The organism is Phyllobacterium phragmitis, assembly GCF_002980495.1.
GTDB classification, from domain to species: domain Bacteria; phylum Pseudomonadota; class Alphaproteobacteria; order Rhizobiales; family Rhizobiaceae; genus Paramesorhizobium; species Paramesorhizobium phragmitis.
Window position 1 is genome coordinate 43,207 of sequence record NZ_PVBR01000002.1, and the last position, 16,416, is coordinate 59,622.

16 protein-coding genes are annotated in these 16,416 nt (G+C 59.4%); 12 read left to right on the top strand and 4 right to left on the bottom strand.

Translation table 11 applies throughout. The annotated features are described in order from the left end of the window. Positions 1-30 precede the first annotated feature (30 nt). The 6 genes from mmsB to bmt all read left to right on the top strand — a co-directional run bounded on the left by mmsB (position 31) and on the right by bmt (position 8,002). The gene (mmsB, locus tag C5748_RS02385) at positions 31-951 is read left to right on the top strand and encodes a 3-hydroxyisobutyrate dehydrogenase (protein ID WP_105740348.1); all 921 of its coding nucleotides are present in this window, start codon (positions 31-33) and stop codon (positions 949-951) included. Positions 952-2,000: 1,049 nt separating this feature from the next. Next, positions 2,001-3,014, top strand: coding sequence for an ABC transporter substrate-binding protein (locus C5748_RS02390; RefSeq protein WP_105740349.1), 1,014 nt, complete (start codon positions 2,001-2,003; stop codon positions 3,012-3,014). A gap of 195 nt (positions 3,015-3,209) precedes the next feature. Beyond that, complete coding sequence (locus C5748_RS02395) at positions 3,210-4,097, top strand: ABC transporter permease (RefSeq protein ID WP_105740350.1); 888 nt, start codon at positions 3,210-3,212, stop codon at positions 4,095-4,097. Continuing rightward, the gene (locus C5748_RS02400; protein WP_105740351.1) at positions 4,090-5,163 is read left to right on the top strand and encodes a quaternary amine ABC transporter ATP-binding protein; all 1,074 of its coding nucleotides are present in this window, start codon (positions 4,090-4,092) and stop codon (positions 5,161-5,163) included. Before C5748_RS02395 ends, C5748_RS02400 begins: the two co-directional genes overlap by 8 nt. 224 nt (positions 5,164-5,387) lie before the next feature. Next, complete coding sequence (locus tag C5748_RS02405; protein ID WP_105740352.1) at positions 5,388-6,875, top strand: ArnT family glycosyltransferase; 1,488 nt, start codon at positions 5,388-5,390, stop codon at positions 6,873-6,875. 104 nt (positions 6,876-6,979) lie between these two features. After that, on the top strand, positions 6,980-8,002 hold the full coding sequence (gene bmt / locus C5748_RS02410) for a betaine--homocysteine S-methyltransferase (protein WP_105740353.1): 1,023 nt from the start codon (positions 6,980-6,982) through the stop codon (positions 8,000-8,002). Between the two features lie 206 nt (positions 8,003-8,208). Here the strand turns inward: bmt and C5748_RS02415 are convergent, their stop codons facing one another. Continuing rightward, positions 8,209-8,904: a hypothetical protein gene (locus C5748_RS02415; protein ID WP_105740354.1), complete on the bottom strand. Its 696-nt coding sequence runs from the start codon at positions 8,902-8,904 to the stop codon at positions 8,209-8,211. Between the two features lie 86 nt (positions 8,905-8,990). Continuing rightward, complete coding sequence (locus C5748_RS02420) at positions 8,991-10,568, bottom strand: trimethylamine methyltransferase family protein (RefSeq protein WP_105740355.1); 1,578 nt, start codon at positions 10,566-10,568, stop codon at positions 8,991-8,993. Positions 10,569-10,821: 253 nt separating this feature from the next. Between C5748_RS02420 and C5748_RS02425 the strand changes: the two genes are divergently transcribed. Then, positions 10,822-11,526, top strand: a complete 705-nt coding sequence (locus tag C5748_RS02425) for a corrinoid protein (RefSeq protein WP_105740356.1) — start codon at positions 10,822-10,824, stop codon at positions 11,524-11,526. A gap of 211 nt (positions 11,527-11,737) precedes the next feature. Here C5748_RS02425 and C5748_RS02430 read toward each other — a convergent pair whose 3' ends face one another. Next, positions 11,738-11,872: an entericidin A/B family lipoprotein gene (locus C5748_RS02430; protein WP_105740357.1), complete on the bottom strand. Its 135-nt coding sequence runs from the start codon at positions 11,870-11,872 to the stop codon at positions 11,738-11,740. A 73-nt stretch (positions 11,873-11,945) separates the two neighbouring features. Between C5748_RS02430 and C5748_RS02435 the strand changes: the two genes are divergently transcribed. The 5 genes from C5748_RS02435 to C5748_RS02455 all read left to right on the top strand — a co-directional run bounded on the left by C5748_RS02435 (position 11,946) and on the right by C5748_RS02455 (position 15,789). Then, positions 11,946-12,608 (top strand): DUF1638 domain-containing protein, encoded by a 663-nt coding sequence (locus C5748_RS02435; RefSeq protein ID WP_105740358.1) that lies wholly within the window; start codon positions 11,946-11,948, stop codon positions 12,606-12,608. Between the two features lie 198 nt (positions 12,609-12,806). Continuing rightward, complete coding sequence (locus tag C5748_RS02440; RefSeq protein ID WP_245428742.1) at positions 12,807-13,445, top strand: exopolysaccharide biosynthesis protein; 639 nt, start codon at positions 12,807-12,809, stop codon at positions 13,443-13,445. Positions 13,446-13,594: 149 nt separating this feature from the next. After that, positions 13,595-13,897: a virulence factor gene (locus C5748_RS02445; RefSeq protein ID WP_105740359.1), complete on the top strand. Its 303-nt coding sequence runs from the start codon at positions 13,595-13,597 to the stop codon at positions 13,895-13,897. Continuing rightward, entirely contained in the window at positions 13,884-14,816 is a 933-nt protein-coding gene (locus C5748_RS02450) for a methylenetetrahydrofolate reductase (protein WP_245428744.1), read from the top strand. The genes C5748_RS02445 and C5748_RS02450 overlap by 14 nt, the downstream gene beginning before the upstream one ends. A 10-nt stretch (positions 14,817-14,826) precedes the next feature. Beyond that, entirely contained in the window at positions 14,827-15,789 is a 963-nt protein-coding gene (locus C5748_RS02455; protein WP_105740360.1) for a methyltetrahydrofolate cobalamin methyltransferase, read from the top strand. Positions 15,790-16,100: 311 nt separating this feature from the next. On the opposite strand, the gene C5748_RS02460 is transcribed toward C5748_RS02455, so the two are convergent. Further along, a complete protein-coding gene (locus tag C5748_RS02460) occupies positions 16,101-16,406 on the bottom strand; it encodes a GIY-YIG nuclease family protein (protein ID WP_105740361.1) in 306 nt (101 codons plus the stop codon). Between the last annotated feature and the right edge of the window lie 10 nt (positions 16,407-16,416).

Here is a 16,416-nt window from a genome sequence, read left to right on the forward strand (position 1 = left end):
CATTCGCATAATTCAGGGAGAGTAAAGCACATGGCGACCATCGCATTCATCGGCCTCGGCAATATGGGAAATCCCATGGCGGCCAATCTGGTCAAATCAGGGCATTCCGTACAGGGCTTCGATCTCCTGCCGGGAAACCTGAGGATCGCGGCTGAAAGCGGCGTTACGGTCATGGCCAGTGCCGCGGCCGCCGTATCCGGCGCGGAAGTCGTCATCACCATGCTGCCGGCAGGAGGGCATGTTGTCTCCGTATATGAGGACATCGCGCCAAAGGCGCTAAACGATTCGCTTTTCATCGATTGCTCGACCATCGACGTGGAATCCGCGCGCAAGGCGCATGAGATTGCCGGGCGGTATCATTTGTTGTCGATCGATGCGCCGGTTTCAGGCGGCGTCGGCGGAGCCGCGGCGGGTACGCTCACCTTCATGGCCGGCGGTTCCAACCAGGCCTTCGCCAGGGCCGAACCGATCCTGCAGCCAATGGCCGGCCGCATCGTCCATTGCGGAGAAGCGGGCAGCGGCCAGGCGGCGAAGATCTGCAACAACATGATCCTCGGCATTTCGATGATCGGCGTCTCAGAAGCCTTCGTGCTGGCCGAAAAGCTCGGCCTGTCGCATCAGGCCCTGTTCGATGTCGCCTCCACCTCCTCCGGCCAGTGCTGGTCGCTCAATACCTATTGTCCCGTTCCGGGCCCGGTGCCGGCCTCGCCCGCCAACCAGGCCTACAAGCCCGGCTTCGCCGCCGCTCTGATGCTCAAGGATCTGAAACTGGCGCAGGAGGCAGCACAGGCGGCCAACGCCGCGACGCCGCTCGGCGCGCATGCTGCGCAACTCTATAATATGTTCAACGCACACGGGCACGGCGGCGACGATTTTTCCGGCATCGTGAATTTTTTGCGCGGAATTTTGCCCGAAGCCACCGGGACGGCTGCAAAAATATCAGAAAAATGACCGGATTTAGATTTGCTTAAGCTCTTGCTAACTCAACGGTAACGATGTGGCGCTAAAAAGGGAGCCGAGACGGAACGACACCGTCTCTCCGCTCCGGATCAGGTACTGCGTACCGGAGCTGTAAAATTTCCGCCGTCGTAGTGTTTGGCGGAAGCGCCATGCGTAATTTGGCAAAGCCGTGCTTCTCCCCAGGGACAGCACGGTTTTTGCCATTTTACGCTGAGCGGCACGAATCATCCTGGCCCTCGCGTAATGCAGAACCGCCGCTCACAGGCAGCGGTCTTCGTTCCGTCGGGCCGTTTTTGGCCACAGATTTCCAGTGGATTCTTCGGTGCGTCGATTCGGCGCGATTTCCGCCGCTTTCCCGCTCAGCCTGCCGAACCTCTCCAGACCACGGACACACGCGATAACAACGACCGCGAACGGTTGCGATCATCGCGATTGTCACGCCGTTCGGTTGCATTCCAGGAAATATGAACGCGGTCGTTCCGATTGAAGATGTAAAGCATGGTCGCACTCCGGCGAAGATTGTCTTTACAGCGCCTTGCGTCCTTTAGGACGCACAAAGAAAGCTGCAAGCGTTTGAATCGGCGCATTGTGCTTTCCCGAAACCACTTCCGGCTTTCGGACCGATGCGCTACAAATTGTAATGCGCCAATTCCTATTCGACGGCTGCCGTAAAGCCGTCGCGCCTTGTCGCTTTTAAGCTACTCCGCTCACAATTTGCGCATGCCAAAGATACAGATTTATGCATACCGCCCAAAGACGCCTCATTCGCACTTGCAACAAAAAATTGGCGTTTCGACCCTTGTTTTTCTGATCGCGATGGCCAATCCTTAACAAAGACGCCGGTAGCGGGGGCTTGTGATGGGCATTTATGCGTGCCCAACCGGGAGTGTGTCGCTATCCGGACATCAACCGTCGTCAATAAGACGCTAATCTGCCAAGCAAGGAGATTGCATGGATACGGGAAAAAAATGCCGACTGGCCATACAGTATGCCAGCGGACATAGAAAATTTTTGTGCTGTTGCGAATGGGAGAACATCTAATGAAGAAGCTTTTCGCTTCCACGATTCTAGCTGCCGGTATCGTCGGACTTTCCAGCGCTTTTGCCACCATGGCATCGGCCGCCGAATGCGGTGAGGTAACGATTGCCAATATGAACTGGCAGTCGGCCGAGGTTCTGGCCAATCTGGACCAGATCATCCTTACCGAAGGTTATGGCTGCACCGCAGAACTCGTTGCCGGCGATACGGTCCCGACCATCACCTCCATGGTGGAAAAGGGAAAACCTGACGTCGCGCCGGAAGGCTGGATCGACTTCCTGCCGGATGTGGTCAACCAGGGTAAGAAGGACGGCAAGATCATTTCCGTCTCGAACTCGCTTTCCGAAGGCGGCGTCTCGGGCTGGTGGATACCCAAATATTTCGCTGACGCCCATCCCGATATCAAAACCATTCCCGATGCGCTGAAGCATCCCGAGCTCTTCCCCGCCCCGGAAGAACCCGGCAAGGGCGCCATATACAATGGCCCCTCCGGCTGGGGCATCACACGCGTGACAGCGCAGTTCTTCAAGGCCTATGAGGCCGAGAAGGCAGGCTTCGTGCTGGTCGATACCGGATCGGCCGCCGGCCTCGATGGCTCGATCGCTAGGGCCTATGAGCGCAAGGAGCCCTGGATCGGCGCCTATTGGGCGCCGACAGCGCTTCTCGGCAAATACGAGATGGTCAAGCTCGGTCATGCCGCCACCTTCGATGAAGCGGAGTGGAAGCGCTGCAACACGGTCGAGACCTGCGCGGATCCCAAGCCCAACGAATGGCCGAAAGATAACGTTGAGACTCTGGTGACCAAGGAATTCGCCGACCGCGCGGGACCGGCACTCGATTACCTCAAGACCCGCTCCTGGACCAACGAAACGGTCAACAAGCTTCTCGCCTGGATGACCGACAACCAGGCCACGGGCGAAGCCGGCGCGAAATATTTCCTCAAGAACAATGAGGATCTCTGGACCAAATGGGTCTCGCCGGAAGCCGCGGAAAAAATCAAGGCTGCCGTCATGTAGTCAGACACTCGGGCGGCGGAGCAATCCGCCGCCCGTTTTGCTGATCACGCACGAGAACAATCCTGCCGCCGGAGCGGTCATCAGACCGTCCCCGATGACATCGGATACTGTCTGCATTTTTTGATGACTGCACCGGAAAAAGCCGCAGAATGGGCCCCTCCGCAGAATAGGGCCAAAAAGGAGAAATAGCGTTTAATGGACTGGCTATACCGCTTCCCGCATATGGACGATAGCACGCTCACGGCGTTGAAAAAATCGATTGATGGGGGCTTTCGCGCGTTCACCCGCGCCTATGGCGACGCGATCGAATCCTTTTTCGACCCGCTGCAGTATTTCCTCATTCATTCCGAGCGGTTCATGACCACGACGCCGTGGCCGATCATCATCGCGCTCATCGCCGCCATCGCCTGGTTCGCCAGCCGCAACTGGAAAATCGTTGCAAGCGCGATCATTACGCTTCTCCTCATCGGCTTCTTCGACATGTGGAACGATACGATGAAGACCGTCTCGATGATCTTCGTCTGCACCGTCCTCTCCATCGCCGTCGGCATTCCCATCGGCATTCTCATGTCGCGCTCCGACCGTTTGCAGAGCCTCATCAATCCGGTTCTCGACGTGATGCAGACCATGCCGAGCTTTGTCTATCTCATTCCCGTCGTCATGCTGCTCGGTATCGGCCGCGTTCCGGGGCTGATCGCTGTGGTGGTCTATGCCATTCCGCCCATCATACGCCTCACCAATCTCGGCATAAGGCTCGTCGACAAGGATGTTCTCGAGGCCGCCGACGCCTTCGGCTCGTCCAACTGGCAGAGGTTGAAGAACGTGCAGATGCCACTCGCGCTCCCCACCATCATGGCCGGCATCAACCAGACCATCATGATGGCGCTCGCCATGGTCGTCATCGCCTCTATGATCGGTGTCCAGGGCCTCGGCCAGCCGGTTCTCAAGGCCATCGCCAACCAGTATTTCACGCTTGGCATGTTCAACGGCCTTGCCATCGTCGGCATCGCCATCATCTTCGACCGCACGAGCCAGGCCTACGGCAAGCGCCTGCAGAAACATCTGGAGACGGTCCATGGCTGAAGCAAGCGCACGCGGCACCGGCATCATCATCAAGAATCTCTACAAGATCTTCGGCAAGAATCCCCAAGCCTATATAGAAGCCGTCAGGAACGGCATGTCGAAGACCGAGCTCAATGCCGAGCATGGCCATGTCCTTGGCCTCAAGGACATCAATATCGACATGCCGGCAGGCTGCATCCAGGTCGTGATGGGGCTGTCGGGCTCCGGCAAATCCACGCTGATCCGCCATATCAACCGGCTGATCGATCCGACAGCGGGCGAAGTGCTCGTCGACGATACCGATGTGGTCAAGATGAACGAGAACGAGCTGCGCCAGTTCCGCCGCCACAAGACGGCGATGGTCTTCCAGAAATTCGCACTCCTGCCGCACCGTACTGTTCTGGAAAACGCCGTCTACGGCCTGGAAATCCAGGGCGTGCCGCGGGAAAAGCAGCTTGAAGCCGCTGGACGCTGGATTGCCCGGGTCGGCCTTGAAGGCTTCGAGGACAATTACCCCAACCAGCTTTCCGGCGGTATGCAGCAGCGCGTCGGCCTTGCCAGGGCGCTGACCAACGACGCGCCGATCCTGCTCATGGATGAGGCCTTCTCGGCGCTCGATCCGCTCATCCGCATGGATATGCAATCCGTGCTGCTCGACCTTCAAAAGGAAATCAAGAAGACCGTCGTCTTCATTACCCATGACCTCGATGAGGCGTTGCGCCTCGGTGACCGTATCGCCATCCTGCGCGATGGTGAGATCGTCCAGCAGGGCACTGGCCAGGATATCGTGCTCAAACCGGCCGACGATTACATTTCGAGCTTCGTCAAGGAAGTCAATCGCGGACGCGTCATCATGGTCGACACCATCATGACGTCAGACATGCGCAATGGCGGCACCGGCCTGCCCTCCGTCGCCACCGGCACGATCCTCGAACATGCGGCAAGAATCATGAGCGAGGAGCATGTCAGCGAAATCCATGTGCATGACGACAAGGGAAAGCCCATCGGCCATATCGATATGCAGGCCGTCATCTCCGCCATGGTCACGCCCATTTCCCACGAAACCAGGCAAGAAGCCGCGGAATAGATACAGCGCCGAGCGTCAATCAGCGCAGGCAGCGGAGCCGACACGCAGATCGCCGGCTCCGCTGTGCCCGCATTGTCTTCAAGTCTTTTTTACATCGGCCATTCCGTCATTGTATTAATGACAAGATTCTGGGAAAAGGCTGCCGGCACGTTTTGCCGATGCGGGGGAGCATCATATCTATCCAGCAGATAGCGATCATGCATCCCAAGAGATGAACAGTTTTGATGAATCTGGACCGGACATTACCCATCACCTTTCCCCGGCGCGTGCTCGGCATGCATCCGGCCTTGCTGTTCGTCTTCTGCTATTTCGCTTTTCAGGCGCTTTTCATCACCTTCATCTCCAATGGCGCGGGGCTCGATGACGCCGAACAGCTCGCCAATATCGGTTATCTCGACTGGGGCTATGGTGGTTCGCAGCCGCCGCTCTATACATGGATCACCAATCTGGCGGCCTTGCTGATCGGCACCAGCCTTCTGACGTTGCAGATCGTCAAATTCGGCCTTCTCGCCAGCATGTTCGCCAGCGTCTATGGCGGCATGCGCCTGCTCGGTCTGCCGCGCAATGTCGCCGCCGCCGGCATGTTGGGTCTGTTCCTCATCCCGCAGATCGGCTGGGAATCGCAGCGCGCGCTGACCCATTCCGTCGCCGGCACGACGGGTTGTGCATGGGCTTTCCTGGCTTTCGCCTGGCATATGAAATCGCGTTCCGCCCTGTCGGCGGCCCTCTTCGGGCTGACGATGGCCGCCGCCTTCCTCGGCAAGTTCAACGCCAGTTTCTTTCTCCTCACCCTGATCATCACAGCCATGACGATCGCGGATTACAGGAAGGTGCTGCTGTCGCGCCTTTCCCTCGTGACGGCGGCGGTATCAGTTTTTTGCCTTGCACCGACCGGTTTATGGATGCTGCAGCACAAGGACAGCGTCATCGCCCGCTCGGGAAAATTCGAGATCGGCGCCACCGGCGATTTCCTGCTCGACCGGGCGCTCGGCCTCATGCGCCTTTTCGAGGTCAGCTTTCTGTTTTCCATCCTCGCCGTCGCCATCGCCGGTATCATATTCATCGCCCATCGCAACCGCAAAAACCCCGCGCCTATCCCTGCGATACCGGGTGAGCGGTTCCTGCTCCGTCTTATCCTCGTCGGCTTTGCCGTGGTTTTTGTCGGCGTCTGCCTGACCGGTGCAACCAATGTGAAGGACCGCTGGCTCCAGCCCGTGCTGTTCCTGCTTCCCGCCAGCCTCGCCTATCTCCTCCACCGCTACCGGCTGACCGACCGCAGCCTGTTCGATTTCGGCATCGCCAGCATCATCGTGGCGTTTGTGGTAACACCCGTGCTTGCCGTCAATCTGACCTATGGCAGCCGCAACGACCCGCCCATCGGTCAGCTCGATTATGCTGAATTGTTCAAGCAGGTGCGCGACGCGGGTGAATTCTCCACCGTTCTGGCTGATTTTCCGCAGATACCCGGTAATTTCCGGCTGTATGATCCTTCGCTCAAGGTGGTTCACCCGGAAACGCCTGATGCGGCGTCGCGGATCGTCAAGCCATTGCTGGTGCTCTGGTTCGGCGGCGATCAGCCGCCGGAAAAGGTCACCAACATTCTCCAGGCGGCGAATATCGAACTGCCATCCGACAAAATCGCCACGACCGAACTGCCCTACCGTACCCATCTGGACATCAAACTTCCGGTGCATTACGTGATCATCGATTAAGTGCGCCTGCATCTCGGCTTTCCTCCTGCATTCGGCAAAATCATTGACCTGATATAAAGACTTCCTTATATCTTTATCTAACCTCAAATACTGGAAACTCAGTCATGAACGCCGCCTCTTCATCGAACCCGCTGGCCGATCTCATCGCTGAAAAAGGCGTGCTGCTCGCCGATGGCGCGACGGGCACAAACCTCTTTGCCGCCGGGCTCGAAGCGGGTGAAGCCCCGGAACTCTGGAACGAGACCAATCCGGACAAGATCGAGGCGTTGCACCAGGGCTTCATCGATGCCGGTGCCGATATCATCCTCACCAATTCCTTTGGCGGCACCAGGCATCGCCTCAAGCTGCATCACGCTCAGGACCGGGTTTTCGAACTCAACAAGCAAGCAGCCGAGCTCGCGCGCGCCGTTGCCGACAAGGCCGGCCGCAAAATCATCGTCGCCGGCTCGGTCGGGCCGACGGGTGAACTGCTCGTGCCGCTCGGCGCGCTCACCTACGAGGATGCGGTCTCAGCCTTCAAGGAACAGATCGAGGGATTGAAGGCCGGCGGCATAGACGTCGCCTGGATCGAAACCATGTCGGCGGTAGATGAAATCCGCGCTGCAGCCGAGGCGGCGACCTCGCTCGGCCTCCCCTATGTCTACACCGGCTCGTTCGACACAGCCGGTAAGACCATGATGGGGCTCCACCCCAGGGACATCCATCATGTCGCGGACGGGCTTTCGGAAAAGCCGGTGGCGATCGGTGCCAATTGCGGTGTCGGCGCCTCCGATATCCTATCGTCGCTTCTCGACATGACCGATGCCGATCCCACCGCGACCGTGGTGGTCAAAGGCAATTGCGGCATACCTGAATTCCGCGGCTCGGAAATCTATTATTCCGGAACACCGGAATTGATGGCGAACTATACCCATCTGGCCGCCAATGCCGGCGCCAGGATCATCGGCGGCTGTTGCGGCACATCATTTGAACATCTGGCCGCGATGCGCAAGGCGCTCGACAGTCACGTCCAGGGCCCGCGCCCGACGGTCGAAACCATCATCGAGACCATCGGCCCGATGCGCAACAAGATTGCCGGAGACGGCAGCGCTGCCCCGCGGCGCGAACGGCGCGGCCGTCGGGGATAGAGAGCCTTTCTAGATGGGAATTCGCACCAAACGCCCTCGTCCTTCGAGGCTTCGTTCCGCTTTGCTTCACTGCGCACCTCAGGATGAGGGCTACTGCGGCGTTGCCGACCCTTCACCCTCATGGTGAGGTGCGACCCTGAGCCTGTCGAAGGGGAGCCTCGAACCACGAGGGTGAAGGGTGCTCATCGTTTCCATGAACCGCTATTTCAGCCAGCCCTCATGAACGCCGCCATGTGAAAACGTTGTTGCGCGGTTTCATAGGCATATTCCCGTCCGACCGGACAGGCGAACCGAGCGAGACAACCGCTATAACGGCAAGCTGCCCCGGCATCCGTCCGCAGATAATTCCGGCAGATGTCGACGGCAAAGCCGGAGCAGTCGAACGCATCCACCGGGCAGGCCGAAAGGCAGGGTCTGGCGGCGCATCGCTCGCATGGATGACCGATATCATCGCCCGTGGGAAAGCCGACCTCCTCATCGAACAACAATGCGCCGCGATAGGCATGCCACAGTCCGTAGACCGGATGGATCAACAGGCCGAGCGGCGATGGCTGCAAGCCCTCTGCCCTTTTCGCCCATTGCTGGAATGGCAGCCATGGCTTGTCTGAAGGGAAAACTGCCCGCGCGCCGAGCTTTTTCGCCGCCTCGCCCAGCACCTGTTTCGACCAGCAATCCAGCGGATCGGTCTTGCCCCTGCCCTCATCGGCGTGCCAGCGTGCAAAATGCGGCCAGATCGACGATCCAGCATGGCCGGCGAGCACCACGCTACGCGCACGCTCCCGCACCCGGCCCGGCGGCGCATTCTCGCCATCGCCGAAAACAAAGCCGCCACGCGGAACGAGCCCGAAGGGTTCCAGCGCGGCGGTAATTTCATCTATTGAAGGCGAAGATCGCCCGGTCATTTTTTCCCACGACCCGTTATGGCCGAACCCCAGACCTCGTCATGGATCAGATCGGCCACTTTAGCCCGGCCGCCTTCGGGCTTCTTTCATGTGAAGGCGTCGGGCATCGAGGCTTTCTTCTCCGTGATGAACGCCTTCAGCGCCTCGTCGATCGCCGGATCGAGATAGGGTCCTTCATAGGTTTCCAGCCAGCGGCGCGCCAGATCGTTGGCGCGCTGGTCGGCGCGCTTTTCGCCCTCGGCCAACCATTGCTCGTAGGAATTGTTGTCGGCGATCGAGGAGCGGTAGAACGCACTCTGGAAATTGGCCTGCGTGTGTGCGCAGCCGAGATAGTGGCTGCCGGGGCCGACTTCGCGGATCGCATCCATCGCCTGCCCGTTTTCCGACAGATCGACACCTTCGGCTAAGCGCTGCTGCATACCGAGCTGGTCGATATCCATCATGAATTTCTCATAGGAGGATACCAGCCCGCCTTCGAGCCAGCCCGCTCCATGCAGCACGAAATTGGTGCCGGCGAGCATGGCCGCGTTGAGCGTGTTGGCGCTTTCATAAGCGGCCTGCGCATCGGGAAGCTTCGAGGCGCAGAGCGAACCGCCGGTACGAAACGGCAGGCCGAGACGTCGGGCAAGCTGTGCCGCGCCATAGGAAACGAGCGACGGCTCCGGCGTGCCGAAGGTCGGCGCACCCGACTGCATGGAAATCGACGAGGCGAAAGTGCCGAAGATCACCGGCGCGCCGGGGCGGATCAACTGGGTGAACGATGCGCCGGCCAGAACCTCCGCCAGAACCTGCGTCAGCGTTCCCGCCACCGTCACCGGGCTCATGGCGCCGGCAAGGATGAACGGCGTGACGATGCAGGCCTGGTTGTTGCGCGAATAGACCTTCAGCGCGCCGAGCATGGTTTCGTCGAACACCATCGGTGAATTGGCATTGATCAGGCTGGTCAGAACCGTGTTCTGATCGACGAAATCATCGCCGAATAGGATCTTGCACATCGCCACCGTGTCTTCGGCCCGCTCCGGCGCCGTCACCGATCCCATGAACGGCTTGTCCGAATAGCGCATATGCGCATAGACCATGTCGAGATGGCGCTTGTTGACGGGCACGTCGACCGGCTCGCACACCGTTCCGCCGGAATGATGTATGGACGGCGCCATATAGGCGAGCTTCACGAAATTATGGAAATCCTCGATCGTCGCATAGCGGCGGTTGCCGTCGAGGTCGCGCACGAATGGCGGGCCGTAGACGGGCGCGAAAACGGTTGCGTCGCCGCCGATTTGCACCGAACGCGCCGGGTTGCGCGCGTGCTGGATATAAGTCGAGGGAGCGCTCTTGAGCAGCGAGCGGCAAAGCCCTTTGGGAAAATGCACACGCTCGCCCTTGACGTCGGCGCCCGCTTCCTTCCACAGCGCCAGAGCCTCGGCGTCATCGCGAAACTCGATGCCGATCTCCTCGAGAACGATATCGGCATTGGCTTCGATCAGCGCCAGCCCTTCCTCGTTCAGCACCTCGTAGACCGGCACCTTGCGGGTGATATAGGTCAGCGATTTACCCGGACCGCCGCCGGAGCGCGCCGCGCGTCTTGCCGCCGCCCCGCCGCTGGCACCGCGCCCGCGGCGCCCGCCGCGTTCTTCACCGGTTTCGACAGATGCTTCCTGGTCCATTTTTTTCTCCTGCGTGTAGATTACGCAGTCTCCCTTTCGCACATACGGATATCCGATACCACTAGCCTAATCCCGACGGCGGAAAGAACGTTCCCGTGTGCGCCAAACCGTGGCGCGTTAAAGACAGTATTCCAGTCGCTTTCACGTTTTGCGAAGTCGCTTTTGAGCAATGGATTTTTGCGGCTTGCAGGCTATGTAGTGAAAATGTGATTGGCCCTATTCAAATATAGGGCTCAGGTGAGGAAATGCGCTTATGGCCGACGATGAAATCATTCTCTCCGAACTTTCCGACGACGAACTCGTGCAGCAGATGCATGACGACCTCTATGACGGCCTGAAGGAGGAAATCGAGGAAGGCACCAACATCCTCCTCGAGCGCGGTTGGGTGCCTTACAGGGTTTTGACGGAGGCGCTCGTCGAAGGCATGCGCATTGTCGGCGAGGATTTCCGCGACGGCATATTGTTCGTTCCCGAAGTGCTGCTTTCAGCCAATGCCATGAAGGCGGGCATGTATATCCTGCGCCCCTTGCTCGCCGCCACCGGCGCGCCTAAACAAGGCAAGCTGGTGATCGGCACCGTTAAGGGCGACATTCACGATATCGGCAAGAACCTCGTCGGCATGATGATGGAGGGGGCAGGCTTCGACGTCATCGACCTCGGCATCAACAATCCGGTGGAAAACTATCTCGCGGCGATCGAAGAGCACCAGCCCGACATTGTCGGCATGTCGGCCCTGCTGACGACGACCATGCCCTATATGAAGGTCGTCATCGACACGATGAAGGAAAAAGGCATTCGCGATGATTACGTCGTTCTCGTCGGCGGCGCCCCGCTCAACGAGGAATTCGGCAAGGCCGTCGGCGCCGATGCCTATTGCCGTGATGCGGCTGTCGCGGTCGAGACAGCCAAGAGCTTCATGAAGCGCAAACACAATCTGCGCACCGGAACCGCGGGATAATGCGGATAGCGCAACCGGGATAGCGCGGTTTGAATCATCAAGGGCGATCCCCTTTTGCAGCGGATCGCCCTAAAAATAACCATCCCAAAAACCTGCCGGAAAACCTGATTGGCCTTTCGGATATGATGCTAACCAAAACAGCGGCCAGATAGCGGCCAAGTAGCGACCGGGCGTGAAGGCGTTTGGCATTTGGCCTTCATGCCCCTAAATCCTATTGTACGCTGTCTTCAACTGCCTGAGCGGTACCGCGAACATCCTTGCCCACGCCGCGCACCGTATTGGCGCAGGCAGCAAGCGAAAATGCACAGAGAATGATAACCAACGGCGCAACGCGTGACGGTTTCATGGACGGTGTCTCCCGATCTGATATAAAATGACGACAATCTGCGGAATCACATCCGCATCAAGAAGGTAGCGTGATGAACGCGCTTGGCAAGCTGAAGTTTGAACCGCCCAAAACGCCGCAACCGGAGAGGCTGCGCGTGATCGCCTGCGGCATGATCGCGCGTGAAATCCTGGCGATCCGCGAACAGTTCGGCCTCGATCATGTCGAATTGAAATGTCTTCCCGCCATCTATCATCATTACCCCGATAGAATCGCCCCCGCCGTGGAACGGGCGATCAGGCGCGCCAGGCGCGAAGGCATAGAGCGCATTTTCATCGGATATGCCGATTGCGGTACCGGAGGCGCGCTCGATAAAATCTGCGATAAATATGGCGTGGAGCGCATTGCCGGACCGCACTGCTTCTCCTTTTATGTCGGCAACGAGGTTTTCGCGGAACGCTGGGACGACGATATGACGTCCTTCTTCATGACCGATTTCCTCGCTCGTCAGTTCGAGGCGTTTCTGGTCAAGCCACTCGGCCTCGACCGCCATCCTGAGTTGCGCGACATGTATTTCGGCAATTATTCCAAGATGATCTATCTGGCGCAGACGGACGACCCCGAGCTCTCGCAGAAAGCAGAGGAAGCGGCTGCATTCCTGGGACTTGCCTATGAGCGCCGCTTTACCGGCTTCGGTGACCTTGTCTCCGCCATCAGACAGGCAGGCGGTGGAAATTCGCCGCCGGCATATTCGTGATCGTCTTTAATTCATTTCTTACACGCCGCGACCGCAGCGCCGAACGGCTTCCCACATCGAATTCCTGTGTTCGCCATATTCTAATTTTCGTCGCCGGAGTTTCGTGTCATTGAATTACCATCAGAAGCAGGCGATATGCAGGGCATGAACGAAAAGCCTCATCCCATATCCGGGCCAATATCCGGACAGGAGATTTCCGTGCCGGTAACCGGAACAACCGGCCCCGAGCAGCCCTCCGGCTTTTCCGACAGGCGGTCGCTGTCCCAGGTTTTCGAGGATCTGGCGAAAAACGCCAATGGCCCGATCAGTTTCGGGCAGATCGAGCAAGCGCTCTCCGACCGCAGCTTCGCCGCGCTCCTCACCTTCTTCGCATTGGTCAATCTCCTGCCGCTTCCGCCGGGAACCGGCATCATCACCGGCATTCCGCTGGCGCTCATTTCCGGCCAGATGGTGCTGGGCTTCGAAACGCCGTGGCTGCCGCGCTTCCTGCGCCAACGTTCCATGACGCAGGAGCGCTTCCGCCAGCTCTCGCAAAAAGGTGTTCCCTGGCTCAAGCGCATCGAACGCTTCATCCAACCGCGCGTGTGGCCTTTCACCCCGCGTCATGGCGACCGTTGGCTCGGCCTCCTGACGCTGGTCCTCGGGCTTGCCGTCATCTTTCCGATACCGCTCTCCAACTGGCTGCCGGCATTCGCCACCGCCATCATCGGCGCCGCCCTCACCGAGCGCGACGGCATCTTGATATGCATCGGCATTCTGATTGGCCTGATATCCCTGGGCATCATCGCCGCAGTGCTGTTCACGGCCGGAACGCTCATTACCAAACTGCCCTTTTGATCCTGCCCTTCCGATCCCGATCGGGGACGTTTTACCGGTGACGCAAACGCGATAGCCCGCCACGTCGTTTTTAAGTGGCCCGACGTCGCCGCGCAGCAAGCCCAGCCCTGTAATTCCAGCGATGCTGGCAATATGGAGGATGAAACTGCATGGCCGATCTCGTTGTCGTCTACTGGCGGGACATACCCGCCCAGGTGATCGTCAAAAAAGGGCGGCAGAGCGCCAAGCGCGAATTGCCGCTGCGGTTCACCGAGGCGATCGACATGTGCGCCATGCGCGTCGGAGCACAGGATACCGACGCCTATCTCGCTGAATGGCGGCGTGGAACGCCCTTGGCCGTTGGCGACGACCTCGAAACAGAAGCTAGCACGGCGCTGGAGCGCCTCGACCGCGAATATCATCAAGACCGCCTCGTGGCGCTCGTAAAGGCAGGTGGACATGACCATTCATGAATTGAAATCCCGTGAGGCAAAGACCATGAGCCACATCGGCGCATCCATTGAGCTGGCGCCGAAGCAGGTGATCGAATCGCAGGATCTGCCCGGTCTGTTCCCGACCGGCAGCCGCGTCTACATCACCGATATCGGCACTGATACGGTCGATACGCTGACGGCCGCCGCCAAGCGCGTCAGCGATCTCGGCTACAAGCCCGTACCGCACTTCGCCTGCCGCCGCCTCACGACCAGGACAGCGCTCGAAACCCGCATCCGCCGCTCGGCGCAAGAAGCCGGCGTCACCGATGTTCTCGTCATCGGCGGCGGTCTGGATCGCCCGGCCGGCGACTTCAATTCGACCATGCAAGTTCTCGAAACCGGTTTCTTCGATCGCTACGGCATCACCGAGATGGGCGTCGCCGGACATCCCGAGGGAAGCCCGGAATTTTCAGAAGCGGTCGCCATGGAAGCCCTGCGCCTGAAAAAGAATTTCGGCGAGCGCACCGGCGCCAAGCTGCGCGTTGTCACCCAGTTCGGCTTCGACGCCGAGCGCTTCATCGCCTGGGCGGAAGGCCTGCGCGAAGCCGGCGTCGACCTCCCCGTTCATCTCGGCGTCGCCGGGCCGGCCAAGATCACCACGCTCATCAAATATGCCGCCATGTGCGGTGTCGGCAATTCGATCACTTTCCTGAAGAAAAACGCCTTCGCCCTGACCGCCCTTGCCACCACCCATTCGCCGGAAGGCGTCGTCGGGCCGATCGAGCGGCATGTGCTGGATAATCCGCCAAGCAACATCAAGCAGGTCCATGTTTTCCCCTTCGGCGGCATCAAGAAAGCCTCGGAATGGCTGGTCGAACGCGGCTCATGGCCCAGTTCCGAGCCCAGCTCCGGGAATGTGAACGCCTCCGTCACCGCCCCCGTCGCCGCCGTGCAATAAGGAAACGTCCATGACCCGCACCATCGTCGCCTCCGCGACAAGAGAAATCGTCATCGGTTTCGATCAGCCCTTCTGCGTCATCGGCGAGCGCATCAACCCGACGGGGCGCAAGAAGCTTGCCGCCGAAATGGTCGCCGGTAATTTCGAGACGGTGATCAGGGACGCGCTGGAGCAGGCAGCCGCGGGCGCAACCATGCTGGACATCAATGCCGGTGTCACCGCCGTCGATCCCAACGCGACCGAACCGGACCTGATGGTGCAGACGCTGGAGATCGTGCAAGGATTGGTCGACCTGCCGCTTTCCATCGATTCGTCGGTCAGCGCGGCAATAGAGGCCGGGTTAAGGGTCGCCAAGGGCCGACCGCTGGTCAATTCCGTGACGGGCGAACTGGAAAAGCTCGAAGCGATCCTGCCGCTCATCAAGAAATACAACGTGCCCGTCGTGGCGATCTCCAATGACGAGACCGGCATTTCCGAAGACCCCGACGTGCGCTTCGAAGTGGCGCGCAAGATCGTGCGCCACGCCGCCGATTACGGCATTCCGGCGCATGATATCGTGGTCGATCCGCTGGTCATGCCGATTGGCGCGATGGGAACCGCCGGGCTTCAAGTCTTCCGGCTGGTGCGCCGCCTGCGCGAGGAGTTGGGCGTCAACACCACCTGCGGCCTCTCCAACATCTCCTTCGGCCTGCCGCACCGCCACGGCGTCAACGCCGCCTTCATCCCGATGGTGATCGCCAGCGGCATGACATCAGCCATCATGAACCCCTGCCGCCCGCAGGAAATGGAAATGGTCCATGCCGCCAATGTGCTCAACGGCGCCGACGCCAATTGCGGCAAATGGATCAACAAATACCGCGACCATACGCCGAACAATGCCGCGAATGCCAATGCTGGGCAACCAGTGTCGGGGGGAGATGGAAACGGTCGCCGTCGCGGCGGACGCGAGGCAAGGCGCGGGGTCATGGCGTAAGACATTACTGGTTTGGCGTCCCTTCACCCTCGTGGTTCGAGGCTCGCTCCGCTCGCGCCTCACCATGAGGGTGAAGGGACTGCGCTTTAAATAACCCCAATCCTGAGGGTGAAGGGGCGTCGAGCGCTTGCTTCATTGGCCCTATCCCTGCTTCTCTACGCAGGAGTAAGCCCGAAGCGGCACGTCAGTAGTCCTCATGGTAAGGATGAGGGTGAAGGGCGCGGCGCTCCGGTAGCCCTCATGGTGAAGTGCGATTGGAGCGCAGCGGAATGAGCCTCGAACCACGAGGGCGCTTGGCGCCGACTTCGAGATCAGGGTTTGGGTATGAGATGACTGCGTCGGGACAATTCAGGCAATCCCTCATAATCGAGAGCGATCAGCGCTTCTTTTTTGCGCCGCGACCAGCCCTTGATCTGTTTTTCTCGCGCAATAGCGTCCTTTACAAGGTCATAGGTTTCCGAGAATACGAGTTCCACGGGCCGTCTGTTCCACGTATAGCTCTTTTCATCCGGCAAATTGTTATGTTCCCACACACGGGCTTCAACCGGCTGCTTCGTGATGCCAGTGTAATAGCTGCCATCAAGGCAGCGCAGGATATAGACAGTTGCCTCAACCATTATGCCCCTC